The 25,311-nt window shown below is 61.5% G+C and carries 25 protein-coding genes; 13 read left to right on the forward strand and 12 right to left on the reverse strand.

What is annotated here, in order from left to right; translation table 11 throughout:
* Positions 1–5 precede the first annotated feature (5 nt).
* The 4 genes from G7047_RS23575 to G7047_RS23590 all read right to left on the reverse strand — a co-directional run bounded on the left by G7047_RS23575 (position 6) and on the right by G7047_RS23590 (position 2,610).
* Positions 6–320: an SEL1-like repeat protein gene (locus G7047_RS23575; RefSeq protein WP_166310576.1), complete on the reverse strand. Its 315-nt coding sequence runs from the start codon at positions 318–320 to the stop codon at positions 6–8.
* Positions 317–616 (reverse strand): c-type cytochrome, encoded by a 300-nt coding sequence (locus G7047_RS23580; RefSeq protein ID WP_166310578.1) that lies wholly within the window; start codon positions 614–616, stop codon positions 317–319. The genes G7047_RS23575 and G7047_RS23580 overlap by 4 nt, the downstream gene beginning before the upstream one ends.
* Positions 617–823: 207 nt before the next feature.
* Positions 824–1,804, reverse strand: coding sequence for a quinoprotein relay system zinc metallohydrolase 1 (locus G7047_RS23585; RefSeq protein ID WP_240939234.1), 981 nt, complete (start codon positions 1,802–1,804; stop codon positions 824–826).
* Entirely contained in the window at positions 1,801–2,610 is an 810-nt protein-coding gene (locus tag G7047_RS23590) for a quinoprotein dehydrogenase-associated SoxYZ-like carrier (RefSeq protein ID WP_240939235.1), read from the reverse strand. Before G7047_RS23590 ends, G7047_RS23585 begins: the two co-directional genes overlap by 4 nt.
* A 204-nt stretch (positions 2,611–2,814) precedes the next feature.
* On the opposite strand from G7047_RS23590, the gene G7047_RS23595 reads away from it, so the two are divergent.
* A complete protein-coding gene (locus G7047_RS23595; RefSeq protein WP_166310580.1) occupies positions 2,815–3,012 on the forward strand; it encodes a heavy-metal-associated domain-containing protein in 198 nt (65 codons plus the stop codon).
* On the forward strand, positions 3,012–3,467 hold the full coding sequence (cueR, locus tag G7047_RS23600; RefSeq protein WP_166312231.1) for a Cu(I)-responsive transcriptional regulator: 456 nt from the start codon (positions 3,012–3,014) through the stop codon (positions 3,465–3,467). The genes G7047_RS23595 and cueR overlap by 1 nt, the downstream gene beginning before the upstream one ends.
* Positions 3,468–3,500: 33 nt before the next feature.
* Here cueR and G7047_RS23605 read toward each other — a convergent pair whose 3' ends face one another.
* On the reverse strand, positions 3,501–4,436 hold the full coding sequence (locus G7047_RS23605) for a LysR family transcriptional regulator (RefSeq protein ID WP_166310582.1): 936 nt from the start codon (positions 4,434–4,436) through the stop codon (positions 3,501–3,503).
* 110 nt (positions 4,437–4,546) lie between these two features.
* On the opposite strand from G7047_RS23605, the gene G7047_RS23610 reads away from it, so the two are divergent.
* Both G7047_RS23610 and G7047_RS23615 read left to right on the forward strand, forming a co-directional pair.
* The gene (locus G7047_RS23610) at positions 4,547–5,533 is read left to right on the forward strand and encodes a tripartite tricarboxylate transporter substrate binding protein (protein ID WP_240939236.1); all 987 of its coding nucleotides are present in this window, start codon (positions 4,547–4,549) and stop codon (positions 5,531–5,533) included.
* A gap of 70 nt (positions 5,534–5,603) precedes the next feature.
* On the forward strand, positions 5,604–6,515 hold the full coding sequence (locus G7047_RS23615; RefSeq protein WP_166312233.1) for a 2-hydroxyacid dehydrogenase: 912 nt from the start codon (positions 5,604–5,606) through the stop codon (positions 6,513–6,515).
* A 146-nt stretch (positions 6,516–6,661) separates the two neighbouring features.
* Here G7047_RS23615 and G7047_RS23620 read toward each other — a convergent pair whose 3' ends face one another.
* A complete protein-coding gene (locus tag G7047_RS23620) occupies positions 6,662–6,919 on the reverse strand; it encodes a DUF3297 family protein (RefSeq protein WP_166310584.1) in 258 nt (85 codons plus the stop codon).
* Positions 6,920–7,650: 731 nt separating this feature from the next.
* Positions 7,651–8,904, reverse strand: coding sequence for a nucleoside recognition domain-containing protein (locus tag G7047_RS23625; RefSeq protein WP_166310586.1), 1,254 nt, complete (start codon positions 8,902–8,904; stop codon positions 7,651–7,653).
* 66 nt (positions 8,905–8,970) lie between these two features.
* Between G7047_RS23625 and G7047_RS23630 the strand changes: the two genes are divergently transcribed.
* Complete coding sequence (locus G7047_RS23630; RefSeq protein ID WP_166310588.1) at positions 8,971–9,609, forward strand: response regulator transcription factor; 639 nt, start codon at positions 8,971–8,973, stop codon at positions 9,607–9,609.
* 12 nt (positions 9,610–9,621) lie between these two features.
* Here the strand turns inward: G7047_RS23630 and G7047_RS23635 are convergent, their stop codons facing one another.
* Positions 9,622–10,479 carry a LysR family transcriptional regulator gene (locus tag G7047_RS23635; RefSeq protein ID WP_166310590.1) on the reverse strand — a complete coding sequence of 286 codons (858 nt, stop codon included), beginning with the start codon at positions 10,477–10,479 and terminating at the stop codon, positions 9,622–9,624.
* A gap of 239 nt (positions 10,480–10,718) precedes the next feature.
* Between G7047_RS23635 and G7047_RS23640 the strand changes: the two genes are divergently transcribed.
* Positions 10,719–11,117 (forward strand): 4-oxalocrotonate tautomerase, encoded by a 399-nt coding sequence (locus G7047_RS23640; RefSeq protein WP_166310592.1) that lies wholly within the window; start codon positions 10,719–10,721, stop codon positions 11,115–11,117.
* Positions 11,118–11,222: 105 nt separating this feature from the next.
* Positions 11,223–12,056 carry a class I SAM-dependent methyltransferase gene (locus tag G7047_RS23645; protein ID WP_240939238.1) on the forward strand — a complete coding sequence of 278 codons (834 nt, stop codon included), beginning with the start codon at positions 11,223–11,225 and terminating at the stop codon, positions 12,054–12,056.
* Between the two features lie 4 nt (positions 12,057–12,060).
* Here the strand turns inward: G7047_RS23645 and G7047_RS23650 are convergent, their stop codons facing one another.
* Complete coding sequence (locus G7047_RS23650) at positions 12,061–14,721, reverse strand: PAS-domain containing protein (protein ID WP_166310594.1); 2,661 nt, start codon at positions 14,719–14,721, stop codon at positions 12,061–12,063.
* 272 nt (positions 14,722–14,993) lie between these two features.
* Here G7047_RS23650 and G7047_RS23655 point away from each other — a divergent pair, with 272 nt between their 5' ends.
* Both G7047_RS23655 and G7047_RS23660 read left to right on the forward strand, forming a co-directional pair.
* Complete coding sequence (locus G7047_RS23655) at positions 14,994–16,319, forward strand: dicarboxylate/amino acid:cation symporter (RefSeq protein WP_166310596.1); 1,326 nt, start codon at positions 14,994–14,996, stop codon at positions 16,317–16,319.
* Between the two features lie 153 nt (positions 16,320–16,472).
* Positions 16,473–17,669, forward strand: a complete 1,197-nt coding sequence (locus tag G7047_RS23660) for a hypothetical protein (protein WP_166310598.1) — start codon at positions 16,473–16,475, stop codon at positions 17,667–17,669.
* A gap of 11 nt (positions 17,670–17,680) precedes the next feature.
* Here the strand turns inward: G7047_RS23660 and G7047_RS23665 are convergent, their stop codons facing one another.
* A complete protein-coding gene (locus G7047_RS23665) occupies positions 17,681–18,697 on the reverse strand; it encodes a recombination-associated protein RdgC (protein WP_166310600.1) in 1,017 nt (338 codons plus the stop codon).
* 407 nt (positions 18,698–19,104) lie between these two features.
* Between G7047_RS23665 and G7047_RS23670 the strand changes: the two genes are divergently transcribed.
* The 3 genes from G7047_RS23670 (at position 19,105) to G7047_RS23680 (ending at position 21,723) form a co-directional block, all read left to right on the forward strand.
* The gene (locus G7047_RS23670) at positions 19,105–19,770 is read left to right on the forward strand and encodes a Spy/CpxP family protein refolding chaperone (RefSeq protein WP_166310602.1); all 666 of its coding nucleotides are present in this window, start codon (positions 19,105–19,107) and stop codon (positions 19,768–19,770) included.
* 185 nt (positions 19,771–19,955) lie between these two features.
* Entirely contained in the window at positions 19,956–20,564 is a 609-nt protein-coding gene (locus G7047_RS23675; RefSeq protein ID WP_166310604.1) for an acyloxyacyl hydrolase, read from the forward strand.
* A 412-nt stretch (positions 20,565–20,976) separates the two neighbouring features.
* A complete protein-coding gene (locus G7047_RS23680; protein ID WP_166310606.1) occupies positions 20,977–21,723 on the forward strand; it encodes an SDR family NAD(P)-dependent oxidoreductase in 747 nt (248 codons plus the stop codon).
* A 90-nt stretch (positions 21,724–21,813) separates the two neighbouring features.
* On the opposite strand, the gene G7047_RS23685 is transcribed toward G7047_RS23680, so the two are convergent.
* Together G7047_RS23685 and G7047_RS23690 are read right to left on the reverse strand one after the other, a co-directional pair.
* Positions 21,814–23,529: a hypothetical protein gene (locus G7047_RS23685; RefSeq protein ID WP_166310608.1), complete on the reverse strand. Its 1,716-nt coding sequence runs from the start codon at positions 23,527–23,529 to the stop codon at positions 21,814–21,816.
* A 77-nt stretch (positions 23,530–23,606) separates the two neighbouring features.
* Entirely contained in the window at positions 23,607–24,416 is an 810-nt protein-coding gene (locus G7047_RS23690) for an IclR family transcriptional regulator (protein WP_166310610.1), read from the reverse strand.
* 87 nt (positions 24,417–24,503) lie between these two features.
* On the opposite strand from G7047_RS23690, the gene G7047_RS23695 reads away from it, so the two are divergent.
* On the forward strand, positions 24,504–25,304 hold the full coding sequence (locus G7047_RS23695; protein ID WP_166310612.1) for an enoyl-CoA hydratase: 801 nt from the start codon (positions 24,504–24,506) through the stop codon (positions 25,302–25,304).
* Positions 25,305–25,311 lie beyond the last annotated feature (7 nt).

Here is a 25,311-nt window from a genome sequence, read left to right on the forward strand (position 1 = left end):
AGAACTCAGCTGAGACGGCTTTTCGCCGCGTTGTGCCCCAGCTGTGCGGCCCGCTGATACAGCGTACAGGCACGCCGCGCGTCGCATGGCTCTCCGAGTCCCAACTCGGCCATGCGGCCCAATTCGAACAGCGCATCGGCATCGTCATCAAAGGCGAGGCGCTCCCACAGGTCACGCGCCTCGACGTGATAGCCCAGTCGGCAGGCGGCATAGGCCTTGAGATGTTGGCCCTGCGTACCCTCCAGTTGCTCGAGCGTCATGCGCGCCGCGCCCAGCAGCGTGCGTGGGTGCGGCAGGTTCTGTGCTTGCACGGGACTCATGGCTTGGTCGACAGCACAAAGCTCGCGAGGAGCTTCAGATCGGGCGCCTTGAGGCTCGCATGTGCGGGCATGGCAATGCGGCCGTACTTGCCAGTCGAGCCCATCTGGATGGACTGCGACAGCGTGGCCACGGCGTCCTTGTCGCCCTTGTACCTTTCGGCGATGGTGGTGAACGCCGGTCCGACGATCTTCTCCTTGGCCGCGTGGCAGCTGTAGCAGCCGGTCGCCTTGGCCAGATCGGTGGCTGCGGCCACATCGATGTCGCTGGCGGCAGCATGGCCCGCGATGCCGGCCATCAGAAAACTGAAAATGTAAGCAGTGCGCATAGTGGTGGAGCGGTGATGTGGGTTGGAGTGCCTACCCAGTGGCAACATCCATGCCAATGCACACACACATATGCGCGGCCACTTCGCCACCTCTGCAGCGCCCGCGCACCTGTCACACCGGGCCGTGACACTGTTCAAAAATGACGCATATCAAGCGACACAAAGACACAGCGTCCGTCACTTCGGTTTGCTCAGTGCCTGCTGCTCATAGCGCGGATACCACTGCGCCAGACTGCGGTGAAACTCCGCCGGTTGCGCCGCCCATCCTGCAAACCGCTCAGGAACCCGTGTGCGCAGCAGCTCGCTCAGATCAACGCCTTTCTCCGCGCTGCGCTGCATGAGCGCCACCAGCCACTGCAGCCAGTCACTGGTCTGCTCCATGCCGCGCGGCCCCTCGTGCACGGGGCCGTGGCTCGGCACCACCCACTTGAACAAGCCGTCGTCCTGCCATTGCCTGAGCACCTGCAGACTCGCGAGCCACGCCTGCGGATCAGCATGCGGCGTGGTCGGCACACGGTCGGCAAACACCAATCCGCCCGCAAATAGCACGCCGGTCGTCTGATCAATGATCACCAGATCATCCGCCGTGTGTCCATGCAACCGGCGCAGCTCCAGCACATGGCTGCCGAGGCGAATCGTCTGCGGCTGGATCGCCTCGCGCGCGGGCTCGGCCTGCGTGCCTCGCATCCAGTCGCCGCAGAGTCGGTACAGGTTGTCCTCATACGCTGCGCCCTCGGCTTTCATCCCCGCGATGCTGCCCGCAAGCGCCTGCGTGGGCTTGTCGCTCCAGGCCGCATTGCCTAAAAAATAGTCAGGATGCAGATTGAGGTTGAACACCCGCAACACCGGCTGCTGCGTGAGCTTTTCAATCGCCTTGCGTTGCTGCTCGCCATACAGGCGCGACGGGCCGGTGTTGATCACCACAACCCCCTGATCCGTCGCGATGAACGCCGTGTTGATGATGTTGCAGCCATTGCTGCGCGAGAAATCCTCCACCGGCCCTTCGATGACCCAGGTGTTCTCCGCAATGCGGCGCGGCTCAAGCCGGTAGTCGAGCTTCTGCATGTCGGCCCGGTTGGCTGCGGAAGGCTGAATCGGCGTCTGCGCCCCGGCATTCAATGCCATGCAGATCACGGCCAGTGTCGTGAGTCGTTTCATGACTTTACCTCCGCATCAATACGGTTGCCGTTGTTGTCCTGCCCCTGTAGTCGAAATGCCTGCGGCCCTTCGGGTGGCAGCTCGAACGAGATCAGCGGATTCTCCGACACCGGCTCATGCAGAGCGAGCCGCCACCAGAGCTCGCCACCGGCATCACGCAGCTCCAGCCGATCAATGTAGAACGCCGGAATCCCCGCCACCAGCCCCGTGTCCATCGGATGCATCACCCGCAGCCGCAGACGGCGGCTGCCATCGATCACATTGCCAAAAATCCGCGCCTGCACTTGATTGAGCGTCGCCCGCCACGAGCCATCGGCGCGCGATGCGCCCGGCACCGTGCAGCCGCCCCCGGCCGCCTGCGCCATCACGCTGCCCACATGCCACTGACCATTCCGCGTCTGCACCATCGCCCGCACCGGAGAAGCCTGCTCCAGCCGGATGCGAAGCGACAGCATCGGCAGCGCGCGCATCGGCTCGAAATCCAGCACCTCGCGCACCGGATTGCGGTCCACCACCACCCAAATGCGCTTGATTCCGCCTCCCACCTCCGCGAGCTTGCGCGCGTCGATCTGCACCGGAACGTTCATCGCGTCGTCGGCAAACGGCGGCGTGTGCACGATCACCTCGTCCGTGAAACGCACAGGCGCATCGCCCAGATACTGCTTGCGCAGCGTCGGCCATTGCATGGAACCCAGCGGATCGCCGCCCGTGCGATCCTCCTGCCCGACGGCACCAAACGCACGGGTCGCGGTAAGCAATCCCAGCAGCACAATTTTCCTGCGCTGCACCATGACCTTCACCATCATCACGATTGTCCCTTTCGCATTTTTCGTTGGCATCGCCAACGGGCTGCAAGACCAATGCCAGCCACGCTTTCTACAGGATTCAGGCAGGGCTGTCCCAGCCTGGAACAGTTCGCAAAAAAAGGAACCGGTAAAACCTTCTTGACTCTGACATGGTGTCAAGGTACATCATCAACATATCAGCCATCACCGAAGGAGAAAACCAGCATGAAGTACACATTCCAAGTCCAAGGCATGACCTGCGGCCACTGCGAGCGTGCCGTGGTGCATGCCGTGCGCGAAGTCGATGCCGACGCCATCATCCAGGTCGATCTGCCCACCGGCCAGGTCGTAGTGGAAAGCGATAAGTCGCGCGACGCCGTGGCCAACGCCATCAAGGAAGAAGGCTACACCGTCGCCGCATGATGACCACCAAACACGCCATCGCGCCCCAACCGGTCCACTGGCCGGTGGCGATCGGCGTGGCTGCCGAGCGTGCCGGTGTCTCGGCACGCATGGTGCGCCACTATGAATCGCTCGGCCTGCTGCCCGAAGTGGCCCGCACCGACAGTGGCTACCGCCAGTACGGCGAGGCCGATGTCCACACCCTGCGCTTCATCCGCCGCTCGCGCGACCTCGGCTTCTCGATGGAAGAAATCGCCACCCTGCTCAGCCTCTGGAAAGACAAGGAACGCGCGAGCGCCCAGGTCAAGAAGGTCGCCCAAACCCACATCGAAAACCTCGAAGAACGCATCGCCGCCATGCAGGCGATAAAGCGCAGCCTGCAGTCACTGGTCCATTGCTGCCACGGCGACGACCGCCCGGACTGCCCGATTCTCGATGATCTGGCGAGTGTGTCGGAAACAGCGCATCCGCATTGACTCAACAGCCTCCTACGGCCCCGACCTCTCCCATCAACGCAGCGGCAACAAACTCCGCTCCACATCCCCCGTCACGCTGCGCAGCTGTTCGATGAAATAACGCGTCGCCGGGCCCAGCACACGGTCACGGCGGTGCATCAGGCCGATGTCGCGGTGCGCGTTCGGCGCGTGGATCGGGCGGGCGATCAGGCCCTGCAGGTTCAGCTCGGGCAACGCAAGGCGAGGCAGCAGGGCGACTCCCAGGCCGTGTCTGGCCATTGAGGCGGCCGTGATGATGTGTGTGACATCACAGCGCGGCGTGACAGGCTCGGCCGATTCGTCGCTGCCCGCCTGCAATGCCCGATCGAACTGTTCGCGCGCGTTGGATCCTCGTGCCAGCAGCACCAGATCGTGCGCCAGCAGCTGTTCCCAGCGGATGCTGGAGAGCTTTTCAAGCGCATGTCCGTGCGGAAAGACGGCGTAATAGCCATCGGTCAACAGGGGCTCGAAGTGCAGATCGGGTGCGGCTTCGGAGAGCGGGCCAATGGCGCATTCCACCTGGTTGGTGCGCAGCATCTCGAGCAACTGGTCGGTATGCGCCTCAACAACACGTGACTGCAGCGCCGGATGCACCGCGCGCAAGCGGGCCAGCGCGTGCGGCACCAGCCCGAAGGCGGCGGACGGCAGGGCCGCGACGATCACCTTGCCGCGCCGTGCGGCCGACAGATCGAGCGCGCTGCGATAGGCCTCCTCCACGTCGGCAAGCGGCCGCTGGATGCGCTGCAGGAACTCCTCCCCCGCCTCGGTCAGCGCCACGCTGCGGGTGGAGCGCTCCAGCAGCTTGAGGCCCAGCGTGTCCTCCAGATCCTGGATCAGCGCCGAGAGCGAGGGTTGCGTCACGCCCAGCGCACCCGCCGCGTGCGTGAACGAGCGGCTTTCCACCACCAGCAAAAACGCCTTCACCGCCCGGTATTTGATATTCATAGTCATAGGCGATAAATCATAGACAAATAACGATTTGTGTTGATGAGTGGAAGCCGCTCCAATCGAATTCAAAAAAAGAACACCACCTTTCGACTCGAAAATTCTGGAGACTTCACGTGAATACTCGCCGCTCATCCCTGCGCGCGCTGCTGGCTGCGCTTGCCTGCACCGCCACACTCGCCCCTGTCACTTCGGCTCTCGCCCAAAGCTACCCGAGCAAGCCGGTGCGCATGGTCGTTCCTTACCCGCCGGGAGGCGCGACGGACGTGATAGGCCGCATGATCGCCGACAAGCTCGGCACGAAATGGGGTCAAGCGGTGGTGGTGGACAACCGCGCCGGCGCCGGAACGACTGTGGGCGCCGAAAACGTCGCCAAGTCCGCACCCGACGGCTACACGCTGTTCGAAACCACCGCCACGCACACCATCAGCGCCAGCCTCTATCCCAAGCTGAACTACGACCCGATCAAGGACTTCACGCCGATCACGCTGACCGCCACGATTCCGCTGGTGTTGGTGACCACGCCCAAGATCCCCGCAAAGAATCTCGACGAGCTGCTCAAGTGGATCAAGGCCCAGCCCGGTGGTGCCAGCATGGGCTCGCCCGGCAACGGCAGCGTGCAGCACCTGACCGGCGAGCTTTTCAAGACCAAGGCCGGCGTTAACACCGTCCACGTGCCCTACAAGGGCGCGGCTCCGATGATCACCGACCTGCTCGGCGGTCAGGTGGACATGGCGTTCGCCACGCTCTCCGAGGTGACGAGCTACATCAAGGCGGGCAAACTGCACGCCATCGGCCTCGCGCACGACAAGCGCATGTCCGCCGTGCCCGACGTGTCCACGTTCACCGAGCAGGGCATGAAGGGCTTCGTCGGTGCGACCTGGTTCGGCACCTTTGCGCCAGCCAAGCTGCCAGTGGAGCTGCGCGACCGCATCTACAAGGACATCCAGGCCATCGTCGCTACGCCCGAAATCACGAAGAAGCTCGAAGAAATGGGCGCGGAAGTGAACAACCTCGCGCCTCAGGATTTCTCGAAGCTGATCGATGCGGAAGCCAAGCGCTGGGCCGAAGCGGTGAAAATCTCGGGTGCCAAGGTAGAGTGAATTTCAACGGAGTTTTGTCAGCGTGAGTCAGCAGTCAGTCACCACCCAGCCCCCCCTGCGTATCGCGCAGATGATTTCCATCGGCGAACTCGCCGACAGCCAACTGCGCGAGCAGCACAGTGCAGTGTCCCTCTGGGACAAGGATGCCGCCTTCATCGACGCCCATGCGGCCGAGGTCGAACTGCTCGTCACCACCGCCCGCATCGGCTGTAGCGCCGAAACCATGGGGCGCTTTCCGCGCCTGCGCGGCATCTGCAGTTGGGGGGCAGGTTACGACACCATCGACGTGGCCGCAGCCCGCGCGCGCGGCATTCCGGTGAGCAACACCCCCGGCGTGCTCGACGGCTGTGTGGCCGACATGGCCTGGGCGCTGCTGCTCGCCAGCGCCCGCCGCGTGGCCGAGGGTGACCAGTACGTGCGCGACGGCAAATGGGTGCGCCTGGGCGAGTTTCCGCTCGGCCTGCGCGTGTCGGGCAAGCGCCTCGGTATCGTCGGCATGGGCCACATCGGTCAGGCGATCGCGCGGCGCGGCGTGGGCTTTGACATGGACGTGCGCTATACCGGGCGCTCGGCCAAGCCGGACCTGCCCCACACCTTCATGCCCGATCTCACCGAGTTGGCTGACTGGGCGGACTTCCTCGTGCTCGCCTGCGTCGGCGGTGCGAGCACCTTCCACATCGTCAACGCCGAGGTGCTCAAGGCGCTCGGCCCGCAAGGCATCGTGGTGAACATCGCACGCGGCACAGTGATCGACCAGGCAGCGCTGATCGACGCACTGATCCACAGAACCATCGCCGGGGCGGGCCTTGACGTGCTTGAGGGCGAGCCCGGCGCACCCGAAGCCATGCGCCAGCTGCCCAACGTGGTCTTCACCCCGCACATGGCCAGCGCCACCACCGACACTCGCATCGACATGCAACGCTGCGTGGTGGCCAATGTGGAGCAGTTTCTGAGCACTGGCAGCATGCTCAACCCGATCTGAGCTGGGAACTGCTCATCATTTAAGCAGTGCGAAAAATTCTGCTTAAAAAGAAGGCACAACAAAAAAGGGAGCGTCGTGAGGCGCTCCCTTTTTTTTCGTCTGTATCCGTTCAATGAGCGGCCCAAAGGCTGCTCAAAAAACAGGCATCACTGGGCTGCAGGCTTGATGAAAGCCTCGACCTTGCCCTTGAGGGTGATCAGCAGCGGGCGGCCCTTGCGGTCCAGGGTCTTGCCTGCGGGCACCTTGATCCAGCCCTCGCTCACGCAGTACTCCTCGACATCGAAGCGCTCCTTGCCGTTGAAGGTGATGCCGATGTCTTGCTCGAAGAACTCCGGCTTGTGGTGCGGGCTGCGGGGGTCGATGGACAGGCGGTCGGGCAATGTGGGCTGTGCGGAATCGGTCACGGTGGGAATTCTGATGGTTCGAAAGCCGCCATTGTCCCGCAAACGCCCCACAAACCGCTGCGAGCGCCCGCCCTCTTCCCCTTCACGGCTCGCACAGGAACAGTTGTCCAAGGTACTTTTCTCACTGTGACAAAGCCAGTTTTAAAAGCTCAAACCGCTATTGTTTCAAGAGCTACAACAATAACATTCACAATATTTATATCGAGTTTTCGTAGTGAAAATAGGGATTGTGGATAACTTTGAGGACCGAACCAGAACAACCCAACACTTATTCACAGGTCCGGAAATTTCCCGGGATTTATCCCCATTCCGGATGCAGCGGCAGCCCGGTTGACTCCACATGCTTGTTTTTTCAACAAGTCTTTGATCCAAAAAACAAAAGGTAGGTTATCCACAGGTTTCCCGACTTCCTATTACTACTAACATTCTTAAATAACAGCTTTAAAGAACAACCAAGGGAGAACTTGGGAAAGATGCCGCGCAGGAAATTGGGAGATTGGAAAAACGGAAGACTCCAAAGATCGGCCGTTATCCACGTTGCGCTGGAGATTTCCTGTGGATAACAATGGATAAACTTGAATAACTTGCCCGGAAAACAAAAAAACCGCTTTGGCCAAGCCAAAGCGGCGGAGTTGTTCAACGGAAAGTGCCTCGACAAAAGCAATGCATGGAGCGAGGAACCACGTTACCCAGGTCCGGGAAACCCGTTTTCCGGCCCCCCAGCGTGAATTTCAGCGCAGCATGAGGTATCCGACCCCAATGGCCGCAATCAGGCCCACAGCATCCGCAAACAACGCGCAGGCGAGCGCATGACGGGCATGGCGCACGCCCACGCTGCCGAAGTACACGGCCAACACGTAGAACGTGGTTTCGGTCGAACCCTGAACGATCGCTGCCAACCTGCCCACAAAGCTGTCCACGCCATGGGTCTGCAGCACGTCGATCATCAGACCACGCGCCCCTGCGCCCGAGAGCACCTTCATCAGCCCGACGGGCAAGGCCGGCAGAAATTCGGTGTCCATGCCGAGCGCGCTCACCAGCGCGCCAATGCCCGTCAGCAGCGCGTCCATGCAACCCGCCGCACGGAACACCCCGATGGCGACCAGAATCGCGATCAAATAGGGAATGATCTGCACCGCCACGCCAAAGCCCTCCTTGGCGCCGTCGATGAAGGCGTCATAGACGTTCACCCGCCGCCACGCACCGACCAGCAGGAACAGCATCACCACGCCGAGAATCACGGCAGCGCCAACGGCACCGGCGATCTTCGCCGCCTGTTCGGCGGGCAATTGCGCAAGCGCCGTCACCGCAGTCGCCAGCAGACCGCCGACGACCAGCACCGGCACCAGCAACCGTGCCTTCCAAATCGGCAGCCGCTGGCAGACCGCCACGGCAAGCACGCCTGCCAGCAGCGAGATGAAGGTGACGATCAGCGTCGGCAGAAAGATGTCGGCCGCGTTGAAGTTCGCGCCCAGCCCCTGCTTGAGCGCCACGCTCTGGCGGATTGCGATCACCGAGGTCGGGATCAGCGTGAGCCCGGCGGTGTTCATCACCACGAACATGATCTGCGCGTTGCTTGCGGTTTCGGGCTGTTCGGTATTGAGCGACTGCAGCTCGCGCATGGCCTTGAGGCCGAGCGGCGTGGCCGCGTTGTCCAGACCCAGCAGATTGGCCGAGATGTTCATTGTCATCGCGCCCTGCGCCGGATGACCGTTTGGCACGCCGGGAAAAAGCCGCGTGAGCACCGGGCTGGCGATACGGGCGAGCAGTTCGATCATTCCGGCCTTTTCGCCCACGCGCATGAGGCCGAGCCACAGGCACATGATGCCGGCGAGGCCCAGAGAAATCTCAAAGCCGGAGCGCGCGCCATCGAACATCGCATTGAGCAATGCCTGAAAGATCCCGTCGTCGCCGGTACACCACCGCCAGACGGCGGTGAAAAAAGCGGTTGTGAAAAACCCGATCCAGACCCAGTTGAGTGCCATGCCGCGATGGTAGCGTTTCGGGGGATGCAACTGCCGATGGCTTCAAGTCGTGGCAGACTGCGCGCCATGCCCGATTCCACGTTGCTTGTCGCCGATGATCATCCGCTGTTCCGCGCGGCGCTGATCCATGTGCTGCACGAACGCTTTGCGCAGTTTTCCATTCTCGAAGCTGCGAGTGCCCAGACGCTGGGCGCGGCGCTGGCCGAGCATCCTGAAATCGAGCTGGTGCTGCTGGATCTGGCCATGCCGGGCGCGCGTGGCTTTTCGTCGCTGCTGCATGTGCGCGGCGAATATCCACAGATTCCCGTCGTCGTGATCTCGTCCAATGAACATGCGCGCGTGATCCGGCGCGCGCAGCAGTTCGGCGCGGCCGGATTTATCCCCAAGTCGTCCTCGGCCGACGACATGGTGGCAGCGATCCAGAACGTGCTCGACGGTGACCTGTCCTTTCCGCACACCGATGCGGAGAGTTCGCCAGCCGACGCGGATCTAGCCGCCAAACTCGCGCAGCTCACGCCGCAGCAGTTCCGCGTGCTCATGTGCCTGGCCGACGGCCTGCTCAACAAGCAGATCGCGCACGAGCTGGGGCTTGCAGAGAACACCGTGAAGGTGCACGTCACCGCGATCCTGAAAAAGCTCGAGTGCTACAGCCGCACCCAGGCCGCCGTGCTGGTCAAGAGCCTCGAGCCCGAAAGCACCGTTTAACGCGTCAGCTTTTCAACCGAGCTGTTCAATGAGCAACTCGCGCACCTCACGCACGATGGGCGCGTCGCCGCGCCGCGCGGGCAGCATCTGAAAGCTCACCGCGCCAAGCGCCGGAAGGCGTGACGCGCGCGCCGACACCGCCTCCACCCCTTCGCACAAAGCCGATTCATTCAGGCACGCAAACCCCAGCCCCGCCGCCAGCGCCGACTGCATGCCGCGCACGCCCGACGCCACATGCACCACCGTGAACGCGACGCTCCTGTGGACAAGTGTTTTTTCGGCCAGCACCCGCAATGAACAACCTTCGGTCAGTGTGATCAACGGCAACGCCTGACCCTTTGCGGGCAGACGCCCCGGAGCGGTCATCCAGCGCAATGGCTCGGTGCGCAGCAGGTGCGCGCGGGCGCTGGTTTTTCCATCCGCACGCATGGTGATGGCGATGTCCAGAAGACCGGCCGCGTGCTCCTCTTCCACCACACGGCTTTTCCCCATGGTGACGTACAGGCGCACACCGGGATGCTGCTGCGCAAGCCGCGCGAGCAGCCCCGTCACTTCGGACGGACGGAAGTAGTCGGTGATGCCAAGACGCAGTTCGCCCTCAAGCGGCGCTTCATGCAGATCGCGCCATGCCTCGTCGCTCATCGCCAGCAGGCGCAGCGCATGCTCGAGCAGCAACTTGCCCGCAGCCGTGGGCTGCACGCCGCTCTTGCTGCGCACCAGCAGCAGCTTTCCCGCTCGGTCCTCCAGCTTCTTCAACTGCTCGCTGGCAGCCGACTGCGACAGAAACACCACGCCCGCGCCCGCAGTCACGCTGCCGGCGTTCACGACATGCACGAAGGTTCTGAGTTGATCGATGTCGAAGGCTTGCATTGCACAGTTTCTGCACGGACCTGTCCAAAGGACATACCGCAGTTCTACAGGAATTTTCCAAACGGTTGTGCGCAGGTCATACGCAAGAAATACGTAATTCATACGCAACTTGTCCAGTCGCTTGTACGCATATTATCCACCGGGTTTTCCGATGGATATCAACTGATATTCCCATTTTACCGATGGATAAAAGATATCCAGAATGCATGTACATGCTTATCAACAGAGGTGTACGCAACATGCCCCATATCGTTCTCTATCTCTCCGGCCCCGTAGATGCGTCGCTTGCCCAATGCAGTGTGGACAAGGTGATCGACCTCACCTGCCGCGTGCTCGGAAAGAAGCCGGAGGTCATCTCCATACAGGTGTTTTTCACACCTTCCGAACAATGGTTCATCGCCGGGAAAACACTCGCCGAGACGGGGCGCAGCGCGTTCCATCTCGACATCAGCGTGACTGACGAGACCAACACCAAGGCCGAGAAGGCGCAGTTCATCCGCGAGCTGCATGCGGCGCTCAAGGAGCTGCGACCCGACCTGCACGAGGTCAGCTATGTGCATGTGATCGATGCGCGCGCAGCGGCTTATGGCTATGGCGGGCGCACGCAGGAGTACCGGCACCAGCAGGCCGGGGTGTAAGCCTCGAACATGGCGTGTCCTGTCGAACCATGGTCCTTGGGAATTCCCGAGGATCCGTCTGCCAGCGTGCACCGGATAATGGGCTGATCCAATAAACCCAACGCCATGTCGTCACCGCTCTACACCTTTTCCATCCCGCCCAAGCCGACGCCGCCGATTGCCGCGCGCATTCCCTACATGGCATGTCCGCTGTGTGCCAGTAAACACTTCGTGGAACATCGGCGTGCGAGCTGTGAGCACCATCCACTCTTCAAGCCGGGACTGCCAGGTTTGATGCGTTGGATGCAGTGTTCGGACTGCAGACATGTGTTCACTGACGGTGTCTGGAGCGAGCAGGCGCTATCAATGATCTTTGCGTCGGCCAATCCGCATCAACTGCCGGGAAACAATCTGCATCCGAGTCGCAGCATTTCTGCACGCATGGTGGAGAAGGTCATTGGGGTAACGGGCGTTGCAAAGGGCACATGGCTGGATGTCGGGTTTGGCAATGGCGCGTTGCTCGGGGCCGCAGAAGAATACGGATATTCTGTAGTGGGCCTCGACTTGCGCTCCCAGGCGGTGGAGTTGATGCGGCTTGACGGCATCGAAGCCCATGTGATGGAGTTCGAGCACTTTCAGCCAGAGCGACCACTCTCGGTGATTTCCATGGCCGATGTGCTGGAACACATTCCCTATCCCATTCCTACGTTGCAGCATGCATATCAGGTCCTTGAGCCTGATGGGATGCTATTTCTGTCCATGCCCAATGATGAGTGTTACGCATGGCGGGTGCTGGACAGAACCGGCCAGAATCCCTACTGGGGCGAGCTTGAGCACTATCACAACTTCGGGCGGGAGCGCCTGTTCGAGCTGTTGCGGGCTCAGGGTTTCGAGCCGTTGAGCTATGGCGTCAGCGAGCGGTACTACCTGTGCATGGAAGTCGTTGCTCGCAAACGCTGAGAGGTCAGGATTTCTCTGTGATTTCACCTAAACGCAGCAGCGTCTGACTGAGCAGCGCCCGCAGCGCAGCGGGACGCACCGGCTTGAACAGCATCGCCCAGCCGCGTTCGGCCGCATTGCGGCGCAGAGCCACGTCGCGCTCGGCCGTCACCAGAATCACCTGCGGCGACTGTTGCCAGATGGCCGAAAGCTCGCCATACAGGTCGGGGCCGAAATACGCACCCATGCGCACGTCGAGCAGCACCAGTTGCGGCGCGTGGCCCCGGTTCGCGAAATCGAGCGCGGCCTGCGGTCCACCCGCGAACGGCACCTCGCAGCCCCAGCGTTCGAGCAATGCGCCGGTGGCCGCGCAGCTTGGCGCGTCGTCGTCGATGTACCAGGCGCGCAGGCCCTGAAGCGGCATGTCTGCGCGGGCCTCGGGTTGCTTGGCGGCAGCTGTCGCGTCGGCCTGATGCGGTTGCTGCGCGGCCAGCGGCACGCTGACCCAGAAGGTGCTGCCCCGGCCCAATTCGGAGACAAGGCCGATCTCGTGGCCGAGCAGCTTGCCCAGCCGTTCGACGATGGCCAGCCCCAGCCCCGCGCCGCGGTCCTGGTCGTGGCCTTCGTTGAGACGACGAAACTCTTCGAAGATCTCGCGCTGCAGGCTCTTGGGAATGCCCGGGCCCTGATCGTGTACTTCGATGCGCAGGTGATCGCCGCGCCGCCTGCAGCCGATCAGCACGCGGCCCTTGGGCGTGTAGCGGATCGCGTTGGACAGCAGGTTCTGCAGGATGCGGCGCAGCAGCGCCTCATCGCTGTGGACGACGTAGCGCGAGCCCACGGCGGTGAGCTTCAATCCACGGCTTTCCGCGATGATGCCGAAGTTGTGCTGCATCACCTGCAGGAGCGGGCCGAGCGTGAAGTCGCGCACATGCACGTCGAGCTGGCCCGACTCCATGCGCGAGATGTCGAGCAGGCTGTTGAGAATGCCGTCCTGTGCGGTGAGCGCGCCGTCGATGCTGTCGGCCACGTGGCGCGCTGTGTCGTCGTGCAGATGGCTGCGCAGGAGCGAGCTGAACATGCGCGCGGCGTTCAGCGGCTGTAGCAGGTCGTGCACGGCGGCGGCGACGAAGCGGGTCTTGTAGCGGTTGGCCGATTCGGCCTCGCGTTTCGCTTGGTCGAGATCGCGCGTACGCTCGGCGATGCGCTGTTCCAACGTGTCGGCCAGCGAGCGTAATTCGCGCGCGGCGTTCTTATAGCTGGTGATGTCGGCATAGCTCGTGACGAAGCCCCCATCGGGCATGGGATTGCCGCGTATTTCAAGCACCGTGCCGTCGCTCTTGGCGCTTTCGTGCAGATGGCTCGTGCCTTCGCGCAGATGGTCGAGGCGGCGCTGAATCGCCTCTTCGCTGGGGTTGGGTCCGATCAGTCCGCGCCGCGCGTTGTGGCGGATCAGCGCCTCGACGGGCGCGCCCACGCGCATGAGCTCGGGCGGAAAGCGGAACAGCTGCACATAGCGCGAATTCCAGGCCACCAGATTCAGATCCGCATCGATCACCACTACGCCCTGGGGCAGATGCTGCAGGCTGCGTGAGAGGCCGGTGTCGGCCTGCTTGGCGGCCTGCAGAATGCCGTCCTGCGCGGTGCGCAGCTCCTGCGCATGCTGGTGCAGCACGGTCTCCAGTTCCTGGCGGCTGCGCTGGCGCAGGTTGGACAGACGCTGGCGCTGGCGCACATACAGCACCAGCATCGCGAGCGCGAGCCAGATGCCCGCTGCAGCCACCGCCGCCCAGCGGCTGGCGATCGTGCTGCTTTGCGTGTTGTGAAGCAGATGCAGATGCCATTTCGAGTCGGGCAGCTGAACCGTCTGCCAGAGCATGGGCTGCGACAGCGAAGGCTCCTTGAAGCGCGCGAGCGTGCCGCCGTCGGCCACCTCTTTTTCGATGCTGAACTGCAGCGGTCGCAGTTCCTGGTCGGCATATTGGCGCGTCGCGTTGAGCTCGCCCTGGTCTTTGGGCGAGAGCGGCGCGAGCAATCGATAACGCCAGTCATCGTGATTGGCGAGAAACACCACGTCGTGCGCATCGGAGGCAAATACGATGTCGCTGGTCTGCAGCCAGCCGCGCTCCAGCTCGATCAGCAGGATCTTGATGGCGATGAGGCCCACGATGTTGCTCTCGTCATCGACGATGGCGCGCGAGAGAAAGTAGCCCGCCTCGCCGGTCGTCATACCGATGCCGTAGAAGCGCCCACGGCCCTCGGCGATGGCCTGCGTCACGTAGGGGCGGTAGCTGTAGTCCTCACCCACGTTGCTGCGCTCGTCGCGCCAGTTGCTAGCAGCAAGGGCACGTCCCCGCACGTTGATCAGCGTGAGCGTGGACGAATGGCTGGCACCGTTAGCGGCCTCGAGCTTGCGGTTGAGCTGGTCGACCTCGGCGCTCGTCAGCGGATGCGTGAGCGCCGCGCGCAACTGCGGATCCAGCGCCAGCACCTCGGGCAGCGTGCGGTAGCGGTCGATGCGCTGCGACAGCTCCTGCGCGTAGAGCGAGAGCTGGCGCTCCACGGTGCGGCTTTCTTCCTGCAGCGAGCGGTGCAGCGCGTACTGGCTGGCCAGCAGCATGCAGACCAGCATGCCCGCGAGCACGGCAACTACGGTCCACACAATTCGACGGCGCGATGAGGGCATGGGGTTCGGTCGATCAAAAGTCAAAAAAAAAGGGGTGGCAGGTGATTGAACCGCCGAATACTGCAGTGTAGGTACTAGGTAATTACCCTAGGTTACGAAGTTCACCCAGAGGGAGCCTGGTCCGACTAATACCAATGTGTTATCGCCAGCTGTGGCCATGCGCCGTACAAACCGGAACATTCCGCAAGCTGGCGATGGTTTCGCTCGCAGCATGGCTCGTAAAACAGCTTGCTCCCGCATGCGGTCTCACATTCAAACTTTGGAGAACCCGCATGCAACCCATCCCGCAGCAGGCTGCGCAGCCCGAGCATCTGCCGTTCTATCGGCAGCTTTATTTCCAGGTGATCTTCGCCATCGTGGTCGGCGTGCTGCTCGGCTACTTCGAGCCCGCCTACGCGCAGCAATTCAAGCCGCTGGGTGACGCCTTCGTGAAGCTGGTGAAGATGATCATCGCGCCGGTGATCTTTCTCACCATCGTGACCGGCATCGCCGGCATGACGCAGCTGCGCACCGTGGGCCGCGTGTTCGCCAAGACCATGGTCTACTTTCTGTTCTTCTCGACGCTCGCGCTGATCGTCGGCCTGATCGTCGCGCACGTGATCCAGCCGGGCGCTGGCATGCATATCAACGTGGCCGATCTGGACCAGAAGGAAGTGCAGGGCTACGTGAGCAAGTCGCACGAGATGACGCTCACCGGCTTCCTCATGGACATCATCCCCAAGACGCTGGTCAGCCCGTTCGTGGGTGACAACATCCTGCAGGTGCTGTTCATCGCCGTGCTGTTCGGCATCTCGCTGGCCATGTCCGGCGACCACGGCAAACCGGTGCTGAAGTTCCTCGAATCGCTCACCATCCCCGTGTTCAAGCTAGTGGGTATTCTCATGAAGGCCGCTCCCATTGGTGCTTTCGGCGCCATCGCCTTCACCATCGGCAAGTTCGGTCTGGGCTCGCTCGTGAACCTCGCATGGCTGGTCGGTACGTTCTACATCACCTCGCTGCTGTTTGTGGTGGTGATCCTTGGTGCCGTCGCCCACATGTGCGGCTTCTCCGTGATCAAGCTGGCCAAGTACCTCAAGGCCGAACTGCTGCTGGTGCTGGGCACCTCGTCGTCCGAATCTGCCCTGCCCTCGCTCATGCAGAAGATGGAGCGCGCCGGTTGCAGCAAGTCGGTGGTCGGCCTCGTGGTTCCTACCGGCTACTCGTTCAATCTGGACGGCACCAACATCTACATGACGCTGGCCGCGCTGTTCATCGCGCAAGCCACCGACACCCACCTCACGCTCGGCCACCAGATTATGCTGCTGCTGGTCGCGATGCTGAGCTCCAAGGGCGCTGCTGGTGTGACCGGCGCAGGCTTCATCACCTTGGCCGCCACGCTCGCCGTGGTGCCCGAAGTGCCGGTCGCCGGCATGGCGCTGATTCTGGGTGTGGACCGCTTCATGAGCGAATGCCGCTCGCTGACCAACTTCATGGGCAATGCAGTCGCCACCGTCGTCGTCTCGCGCTGGGAAAACGCGCTGGATCACAGCAAGCTCGACGCCGCGCTCAACGACACGCTGCCACCCGAACCCGAAGAACCCGGCGCAAAGCACGCCTGAGCATTCTTGCCATCCGTAAAGCCCCGTGGCTGACGTCTGTCGGCCACGGGGCTTTTGTCATTCAAGGCGCTTCTGTGGACAACTTGCAGCCGCACTGCGTAGCATGGCAAAAATTGCAAAACTGCAGCGCTGCTTTCCACAAGGCCTTCCTCCATGCACATTGCTCGTCGCTCGTTTCACCGGCTTGGCTGCTGTCTGCTGCTACCCTGGATGGGCTCGGTGGCGCTTGCCCAGACCGGCTCCGACGTGTTGCCCGGTCATCTCTACGAAGGCACGCTCAAGGGCCACGAGGTACAGGCCTGCATCGAACAGGACGAGGGCCTGTTCTACGTGCTGGTCGCAAAGGAAAGCACGTCCGCTGTGGAACTCTTCAAGCCCAACACCCAGCGCATGGCACGGCCGCCGTCCGAGATGGCAACCGAGCTGGCGGGTATGTGGCAGACCAGCCTCGAAGGCAGCTGCTGCACCCATTCGCTTGCTGATCCATTGCAGGGCGAGCATCTCGCAGACTGGATGACGCTCAAGGCCAGCGGTGACAAGTCCTGGCAGGGGACGATGCACTTCCGGCTGCGCGGGGATCCATCGTCGGCCCCCAAATGGGATAGCGCGCCGCTGCAGCTCAAGTGGGTGGCGGACACCTGCGAGAGGTTCGAGCGCAAGCGCCTCGACCGCCCCTGGCAGGAGATGCGCCTGATCAAGGCGCAGCACGCCGAAGTCAAAGTGCAGTCGCACCGGATGAAGCTCAAGCACCTGCAGCATCCCGTGTCCAAGGCCATGGCGCTGGAGCTGCTGCCCACGCCCGCCGTTCCACCGACTGCGCTGCAAGCCATCAACCGCCAGTTGATCGCCATGCGCGAGGACATGAACAGCGACTGGAGCCAGTGCTCGGAATACGATGGTGAGATGCGTCTGATCGCCGAGTCAGCGCGTGTCGTCACCATAGAGACGAGCACCGCGTCCTACTGCGGTGGCGCGCATCCCAACGAGGGCCAGGGCTTTCAGACCTTCGATCTGGCAACGGGTGAGCCCATAGACTTCAACCGCTGGTTGACGCAGCCCGCCAAGCCCAACGACAGAGCGCTTCCCCTGAAGCTGCTGGAGCGGCTGCTCAAGTCCATTGGCAACACGCAGGGCGACGATCAGGGCTGCATCGAACGCATGCGCGAGACGGGCCAGTTCGAGCTGTGGATGAGTCCCAAGGGAGCGCAGTTCCGATTCATGGAAGGCGGGCGGCCCTATATCGTCTGCCGCGACGACTACGCCCTTTCCTTCTCCACCGTGCGGCCCTTCATCCGGGCCGACAGGCGCAAGGAGTTTGACGCAGTCGCGCGAAGCTTTTCAGCCCGTTGATCATTCGCTGATCAGAACGGCGGATCTTCTTCCTCGTCGTCACCGTCCGTGGTCACTGCGGACTTGGAGTTATCCACAGCACCCGGCTTGGTGTTGGCATCCGCGCGTGGCGTGGCAGTCGACGTACCGCCGCCAAGTTCCGTGCGCCCCTCGCCGCCCAGCGCGTCGATCAGATCGGGCAGCAGCTTGGTGAGCTCGCCGGTGGCGATGGCCACGTCGGTGTCGAAGCCGCCATCGTCCTGCTTCTGGCCTTCAAAGACCGTGTCGAGGAAGGACACTTTTTTGATCTGAAAGCTCTCCGTCAGCACGAACGAGACGCGGTCGTCCCAAGTCATCGCTAGCTTGGTCGGCAGTTTGCCCTGTTCGATGTGCTCGCGAACTTCGTCGATATCGAGCGGATGGCGCGAATAGCGCACCACGGCCTTGGCTTCGTCGGCGCTCTTGAGCTCGCACTCGCGGTCGATGCTGAAGCCAACCGGCGGCTCCTGCTCCTTGAGCCAGTGCGCCATGCAAGCCTGCGGCGACTCGGCCGTGTCGAGCAGCGCCACAGCAAAGCCCGGGAGCGCGTCGACCAGCATGGTCACCACCTCATCGGCACGGCCCTGGCTGCCGGTGTCGAGCACCAGCAGATGCGCCTCGGGATCGATCCACACCCAAGTCGAGCCTTGCTTGGTGAAGGCCATGGGCAGCAGGTCGAGCTTGGCCTCTTCCTTGAGCTCCTTGCTCTCCTTCTTGCCAGGCTTGCGACCGGTTTCCTGCTCGATGCGCGCGGCCTTCTCTTTGACCTTGCGCGCCAATACAGAGCCCGGCAGCACCTTGGCCTCGGTTATCAGGCGCAGGATCCACTGCCCGCCCACGGATTCGGCGAGCAGGCCATGCTCATCGCCGCGCGGCGGCACCCAGCCGACGGACTTTTCCTGTGTCGCGCCGCATTCCTCGAACAGCGACTTGGCGAGAGCCTCTTCCAACTGCGTCAACTCCGTCTGCCATGACTCGGCGATGCGATACACGATCATGTTTTTGAACACGATAACTATCCGTCCTTCACTTTGCGAAATTCATGAGCGGCCCACAAGGACCCTCTACCTGTCTGCATTGTCCGTGTTGTGCGATGTCCCTTCACGGGAGATTCAAGATTCAGACCGCCATCAAAATAATAGCGGCCATTGCTGTTGCAATGGTCAATGCAGGTCGATTTCAGTTATCCACAGCCCGGCTTGAGGAGCCCCAAAGCGCATCCCCGGCGCTGGAGAAATTTGTAGAACTTTACACAGATTGAAATTTGGAACACCGTGGCGATACATGCCGATCCCACACTTGCATCCAAGCGCCGGGGTTCTTGTCCTGCTCCTCTCGACTGCTCTCTCTCAGGCAGACACCCCCGGCGCCCTGATCCCAGGACGACACGAGACATTTCACGAAAGGAAATCTCATCATGGCCCGCTTCACTTTCAGTACCCGTACTTTTGCTGCAACTGCACTGGCCGCTGCCATGTTTGCCGCCGCAGCCGCCCCTTCCTTCGCCCAGACGGCAGCGTCTGCCCAAGCACCCGCCGCCTCCGCACCAGCAGACGCCAAGCCGGGCCACCGTCCTCCACACGAACGCGGTCAGCGCATGACGCCCGAGCAGCGCCAAGAACGCATGGCCAAGCATGCCGAAGCCTTCAAGCAAAAGCTCAAGATCACGGCCGACCAGGAACCCGCCTGGAACGCCTTCCAGGCATCCATGCACCCCAAGGACCGGCCTGACCACGCGCGTCTGGACCCCAAGGAAATGGACAAGCTGACCACGCCCGAACGCATTGATCGCATGCGTGCCATGCACGCCCAGCGCTCGGCTGAGATGGATCGACGCGGCGAAGCCGTGAAGACCTTCTACGCCACCCTCAAGCCCGAGCAGCAGAAGGTGTTCGACCAGGAAAGCAAGCGCATGATGCATCGCTTCGGCCCCGGCGGAGAACATGGTCCACGTGATGGCGGCGCCAAGGGCCATGAGCAACGCCGTGGTGGTCACGATAGCAAGCACCATCCACGTCATGACGGCAAGAGCAAGCCAATGCCTTCGGACGCCGCTCCCGCAGCCCCGGTCCAACCGCAGTAAGCCCTGCCCTGCGGCGCATAGCGTCGACATTGAACACAAAAGCCCGCAATATGCGGGCTTTTGTGTTCAATGTCGGAAAACTCTGTTCCGAAGAAACACATCAGTGATGCGGTAACGACCTACGACACGACCTGTAGTCCCGAGACTAAAGTCAGTAGCAAATAGCTGAATTTGGGAGTTCTGCCATGTCTTTCCATTTCACCCGCCGCGAATGCAAGAGCGCATTCAGAACATTGCGCACAAGTGCTGCGCTGGTTCTTGTCTCGGGCCTGTTCGCTCAGGCCGCCCTGGCCCAGCAGTCGCTCACCACCGACCTGTCCCAGGCCCGATCCATCTATGTGCAAGGTAGCTGGGCCAATCGGGGCACACATGCCGCCACCGTCGGCGTGACCATGCCATGGAGTGGCTGGTCTTATGACCTCTGGGGCGGGCGGGTGCGCGGGCTTTGGGATATTTATGCCACACGCCTGTCGTTCGACGGCGCACGCGGCTATGACGACACCTGGATGTTCGGCCTCACCCCCACACTGCGCTGGCGTGCGGACCACGGCAGCTCACCGTGGTTTGTCGAAGCCGGCATTGGCCTGAGCTACATGACAGACCGCTACGTCACTGTCCACAAGGAATTCAGCACTTCCTTCAACTTCGCAAGCCATCTGGGTGTTGGCTACAACTTCGGCGATCAGCGTCGACACGAGGTGCAACTGCGCATCGAACATGTTTCCAACGCAGGCATCAAACATCCCAACCCCGGCGAAAACTTCGCACAGGTGCGCTACGGATACCACTTCTAAGCCACTTGATAACTGTTTATCCACAACTGAAATCCAATTTACAAGCGGGTGTGGATAAACTTGTACAGAATTCCAAGGATAAATTCAAGTTATCCACAGATAAGTGAATAACTTCAAAGTTGTTCCCATTTCGACCTCATTCAAACGGTACCTCCTGGCACATGGTTTGAATTTCCTGAAGTGCTTGTCATCTATGGGGAAAAACAAGTTATCCACAGATTGTTGTTCGCTCTACTACTACCAACATATATAAATAACACTATTAAAGAACAACGTCATCAATGCGGATGGGCTTAGAAAGGATCATGTTCTGAATTTCGTATTGCAGAATTACCAAAGGAATTTGCCTAAATAGCAGGCATACTTTCCGTAAATTGCATCTTTTTTCAGCACAACGCCCCGTTTCACCTACATGACCACCACGCGTCCCGTCGCTCTCGTGACCGGTTCCACCAGCGGAATCGGATCGGCCATTGCCCGCCGACTTCTGCAGGAAGGCTTTTCCGTCGTTCTTCATTCACGCAACAGCGTCGAAACAGGAAACGCAATGGCCAAAGAAATGCCACACACCTGTTATCTACAGGCCGACCTGGCTATGGAAGAAGACCGCAAGCGGCTGATCCGCGAGACGCTGCTTGAATGCGGTCGCCTCGACGTACTTGTGAATAATGCGGGGATAAGTCAGGTCATTCCGCATGGTGACCTGCTCGCCGCCTCACCTGAGATCTGGCACGAGATGCACGAAGTCAACGTTGTCGCGCCGTTTCGGCTGATCGCCCATGCGCAAGACGCGCTTCGCGCATCCGCCGCGCTGCATGGAAAACCAGCCTGCGTGGTCAACGTGAGTTCGCACGCCGGCGTGCGCCCCAAGGGCGCGTCGATCCCCTATTCCGCCAGCAAGGCTGCCCTGAACCACATGACGCGCCTGCTCGCTCTCAACCTGGCCCCCGCCATCCGCGTCAACGCCGTCGCACCCGGGCTGGTGGATACCCCGCTCACCGAAACCTGGACCACCGCCCGCACCCTCTGGAGCGAAAAGTCCCCCATGCGCCGGGGTGCCACGCCGGAAGACATCGCCCAGGTCGTCGCGATGCTCGTGTCCTCGGATTACTTGACGGGCGAGGTCGTGCTGTCGGATGGGGGACTGAATCTGACCTGATCGAAACGATCGATGCGAGCGGAAAAGAACAAGGGCTGCGAGTTATCCACAGGCAGCCCTATTTTCTCGATGTGTTTGCGAGGAACCTGGTCAATCTGCGGGGATGGCCAGACCCGGCAGATTCACTGCGCCGAGGCCCAGCCAGTTGCCATGCTGGTCACGTGTCCGGTACAACATGTCCGGGGCGTTGGGATTTGTTTTGCGCTGGAAAGGACTGATTGTCAGGCTTGCGCTTCCAAGCCAAGTTTGACTGATGTTGGGCGAAGGCAGCCAAGCGCAGCGCAACCCGTCAGGTTCGCTGGGTGCGGAAACATAGCATTTGACGGTACCGTCATCGTTTGTCGCGAAGATATCCTCAAGACGTGTCAGGCGCTCCCATCGTTGTAGGTAGCCTCCGTCAATTTTCCATCGGATCAGGTACTCCCCCAACTTGTCGGTAAGCGGATTCGAAGAAGCTTCAAAGCGCAGACGATGCATGGGTTTGGCGCTTTCGGCTGGCAAGTGGATGTTGCCTGTTGCGAAGTCAGTGGAATCACTGTCTTTCCGCGGCGAGAGCATGAGTTGAAGCGTTCCCGCATTCGCGGTTTCTGATCCAGATTGCGCAGGTCCACCAAAATGACGCCCCCCTTGGTATCGGATCAAGGGCATGTCGGCAGTGGTCTCCGAGTAATCATTTTGGGGCGCTCGCAGGCGGCTTGCTCCCATGTGGAAAGTGGGCTCTCCGCTTTGCAGATAGTCGGAGGTCTGGATGATGGCCACGTTTTCCTGAACGTCGAGAAACACGCCGCGTCCCGGTTGACCGTTGGTTTCATCATCAATGATCCATGCACCATTGCTTGGCAGCACCATGAGGGAATAGGTGAAGTTGCACATTTCGGGGATGCATATGCCTCCCGGAAATACGTTTGACGAGTAGGCCCATGTCGTGATGTTGTTCAGATAACTGCAGGGCTCAGAGGTACATGTATATCTTGTACTGCCTTCGTTGAATCCATTGAGCAGCCAACGCTCGCCGTGATTCGAAGTGGGGCGCATGAAACCAACGACGTCCCGTCCCAGCGTGCGAAAACGCACGCGGTCGACAATCACGCCAGTTGTCGCTTCGTTCGTAGATGTCTGCGCAAGGCAATCCACCACTTGGGTTTCTTCATCCAGTTGGCAAGCGAAAGTACGCGGCGGTGAATACAAATTCCGTTCATTCACACGCGATAGTTGCAGGGATAGGCTCCCATCGGCAAGGTTGGACAAACTGCTACGCCAGAAAATCTGTGCGCCGCTGCTGGTCCTTGATATCCAGCTCATGTCTCGGGTGCCTCCTGCCTTTATCTCCGGCGCAGCGGCAGGTTGGGTCCACCAGTAGGGAAGGGCCTCGGGGACCACAAAGCGCGCGATGGGTTGCTGGGATTCGCCAGGAAACTGAATTGTTCCGTTGAGCCCATCCGTGAACCGCACACTGACATTGCCTGGTGTGCCGTCTTCGGACGCAACCTGAGGCGGCCCGCCCAGATAGCGCCCTCCCTTGAATCGCAACAGCGGCACAGTCATCGATGCCGCTGCGTCGAGCTGGCCCACGGCGGTGTGGAAGGTGGCCGCGCCGCTTTTCTCGTAGTTGAACACCTGCAAAAACGCGGTGTTCCCTTGCACATCGAGCGAGAAACCACGCCCAGGCTGGCCGTTGTTTTCAGAGGGAATCATCCACAGGCCAGACTGCGGTGTGAACTCTCGCGCTGCCCATGCCGGGGCCGTCAGCGCTCCGGCCAGCGCTGCGATGGCGACTAGGTTTCGGCGGATTGCTTGCATGCCCATTTGTCACACACTCCCTGAGCTGAATTTGAAGATCAATAGATTCTTTAGGGCGAGAGTGATGGGACGGGCGAAGGATGTCAATCTGGTTGTTCTCTATCCACAGGGTTTGAGATGGGCTGCACCTGTTCCATGAGCAGCTTCGCCATCTCCTTCTTTCGCTCGGGCGGCAATCGCGGCGAGATGGCGCCGAAGCTGATGGCTGCCTGTGTGCTGGCTGATGCGGTAAAGGTGCAGCCCACGCCAGAGACGCCGACGGTGAGGGTGTCGGTGATGTCCGCATAGCCGAGAGCGCGGGTGCGGCGCACGGCTTGCAGCAGGCATTCGCGGGTGAAGTGGGCGTGCAGGTATTCCTCGGCGTGGCGGTCGTAGATGCGTTCGATCTCGGCGTCGGACAGGCGCGACATCAGCGCGAGGCCGCCTGCGCCGAGGCCGAGCAGGCGGCGGCCGCCGATGTCGGTGGTGAACACCTTCACCGGGAAGTGGCCTTCCTCGCGGTCGAGACACAGGCAGTAGTCGCCCTGACGGATGACCAGAAACACCGTGTCGCCCGACATGCGCGCGAGCTTCTGCAGCAGGGGTTTGCAGTTATCCACAAGCGGCACGCGGCGCATGGAGGCGAAGCCGAGCTGCATGGCGTCGATGCCGAGGCGGTAGGACTTGGAGGCGGCGTCGCGCTCGGCGAACTGTTCTTCGGCCAGGCACGACAGCAGGCGGTGCGCGGTCGAACGCTCAAGGCCCGAGGCGGCCATCACCTCGGTCAGCGTGATGCCGTCTTCCTGGTGCTCGGCTAGCAGGCGCAGCAGGCTCAACGCGCGGCGCAGGCTTTGCGCGCCCGCCGTGGCCGCGCTGGTGGCGTTGGTGGAAGGTGTGGAAACGGGTTTGTCCATATTATGGGAAAAAGTCTCGATTGTGTTTGTAATGCAGGAATTTACGAGTCTAGACTGAATGCCATTGCAAAGACAAGGAGACGACCCATGGCATACGAGACGATCGAAGTCGAAAACCACGGCGCGGTGCGCCGCATCCTGCTGGCGCGCGAGGCGCAGCGCAACGCGCAAAGCCAGCAGATGCTCGACGAGCTGATGGCTGCGTTCGATGAGGCGCGTGTGGATAACTCGGTGAATGTGGTGATCGTCGGCGGCAAGGGCGCGCATTTCTCGGCCGGTCACGACCTGAAGCAGGCGCAGGCCGAGCGCGCGAACTTCACGGTGGAGGAGCGCTGGGCCTACGAAGAGCTGCGCTACTTCGACTATTCGCTGAAGATCTGGGACTTCCCCAAGCCCACCATCGCGCAAGTGCAGGGCGCGTGCGTGGCCGGTGGTTTCATGATCGCCAACATGTGCGATCTGGTGATTGCGAGCGACTCGGCGTATTTCTCCGATCCGGTCGGCCATACGCTGGGCGCGGCGGCGACCGAGGTGCTGATTCATCCTTGGGTGATGGGCGCGCGCAAGGCCAAGGAGATGCTGTTCACCGGCAGCAAGATCACGGCTCAGGAAGCCAAAGAGATCGGCATGGTCAACCGCGTGGTGTCTGATGCGGAACTGGCCGACGCCGCACTCGCGATGGCGCAGCAGATCGCCAAGGCACCGCCCTTCGGGCTCAAGCTCATCAAGCGCTCGATCAACCGCTCGCTCGACGCGCAGGGCCTGCGCACCGCGCTCGAGGCGCATTTCGACACGCACCAGCTCTCGCACCTGAGCGAGGGTTTTCTCAACGCGCGTAATCGCGGCCTCGCCAACGCCATCCAGAAGAACCCAGAGAAGGCGGCCTGAAGACATG

It is taken from the genome of Diaphorobacter sp. HDW4A (assembly GCF_011305995.1).
Classification (GTDB): Bacteria; Pseudomonadota; Gammaproteobacteria; order Burkholderiales; family Burkholderiaceae_C; genus Diaphorobacter_A.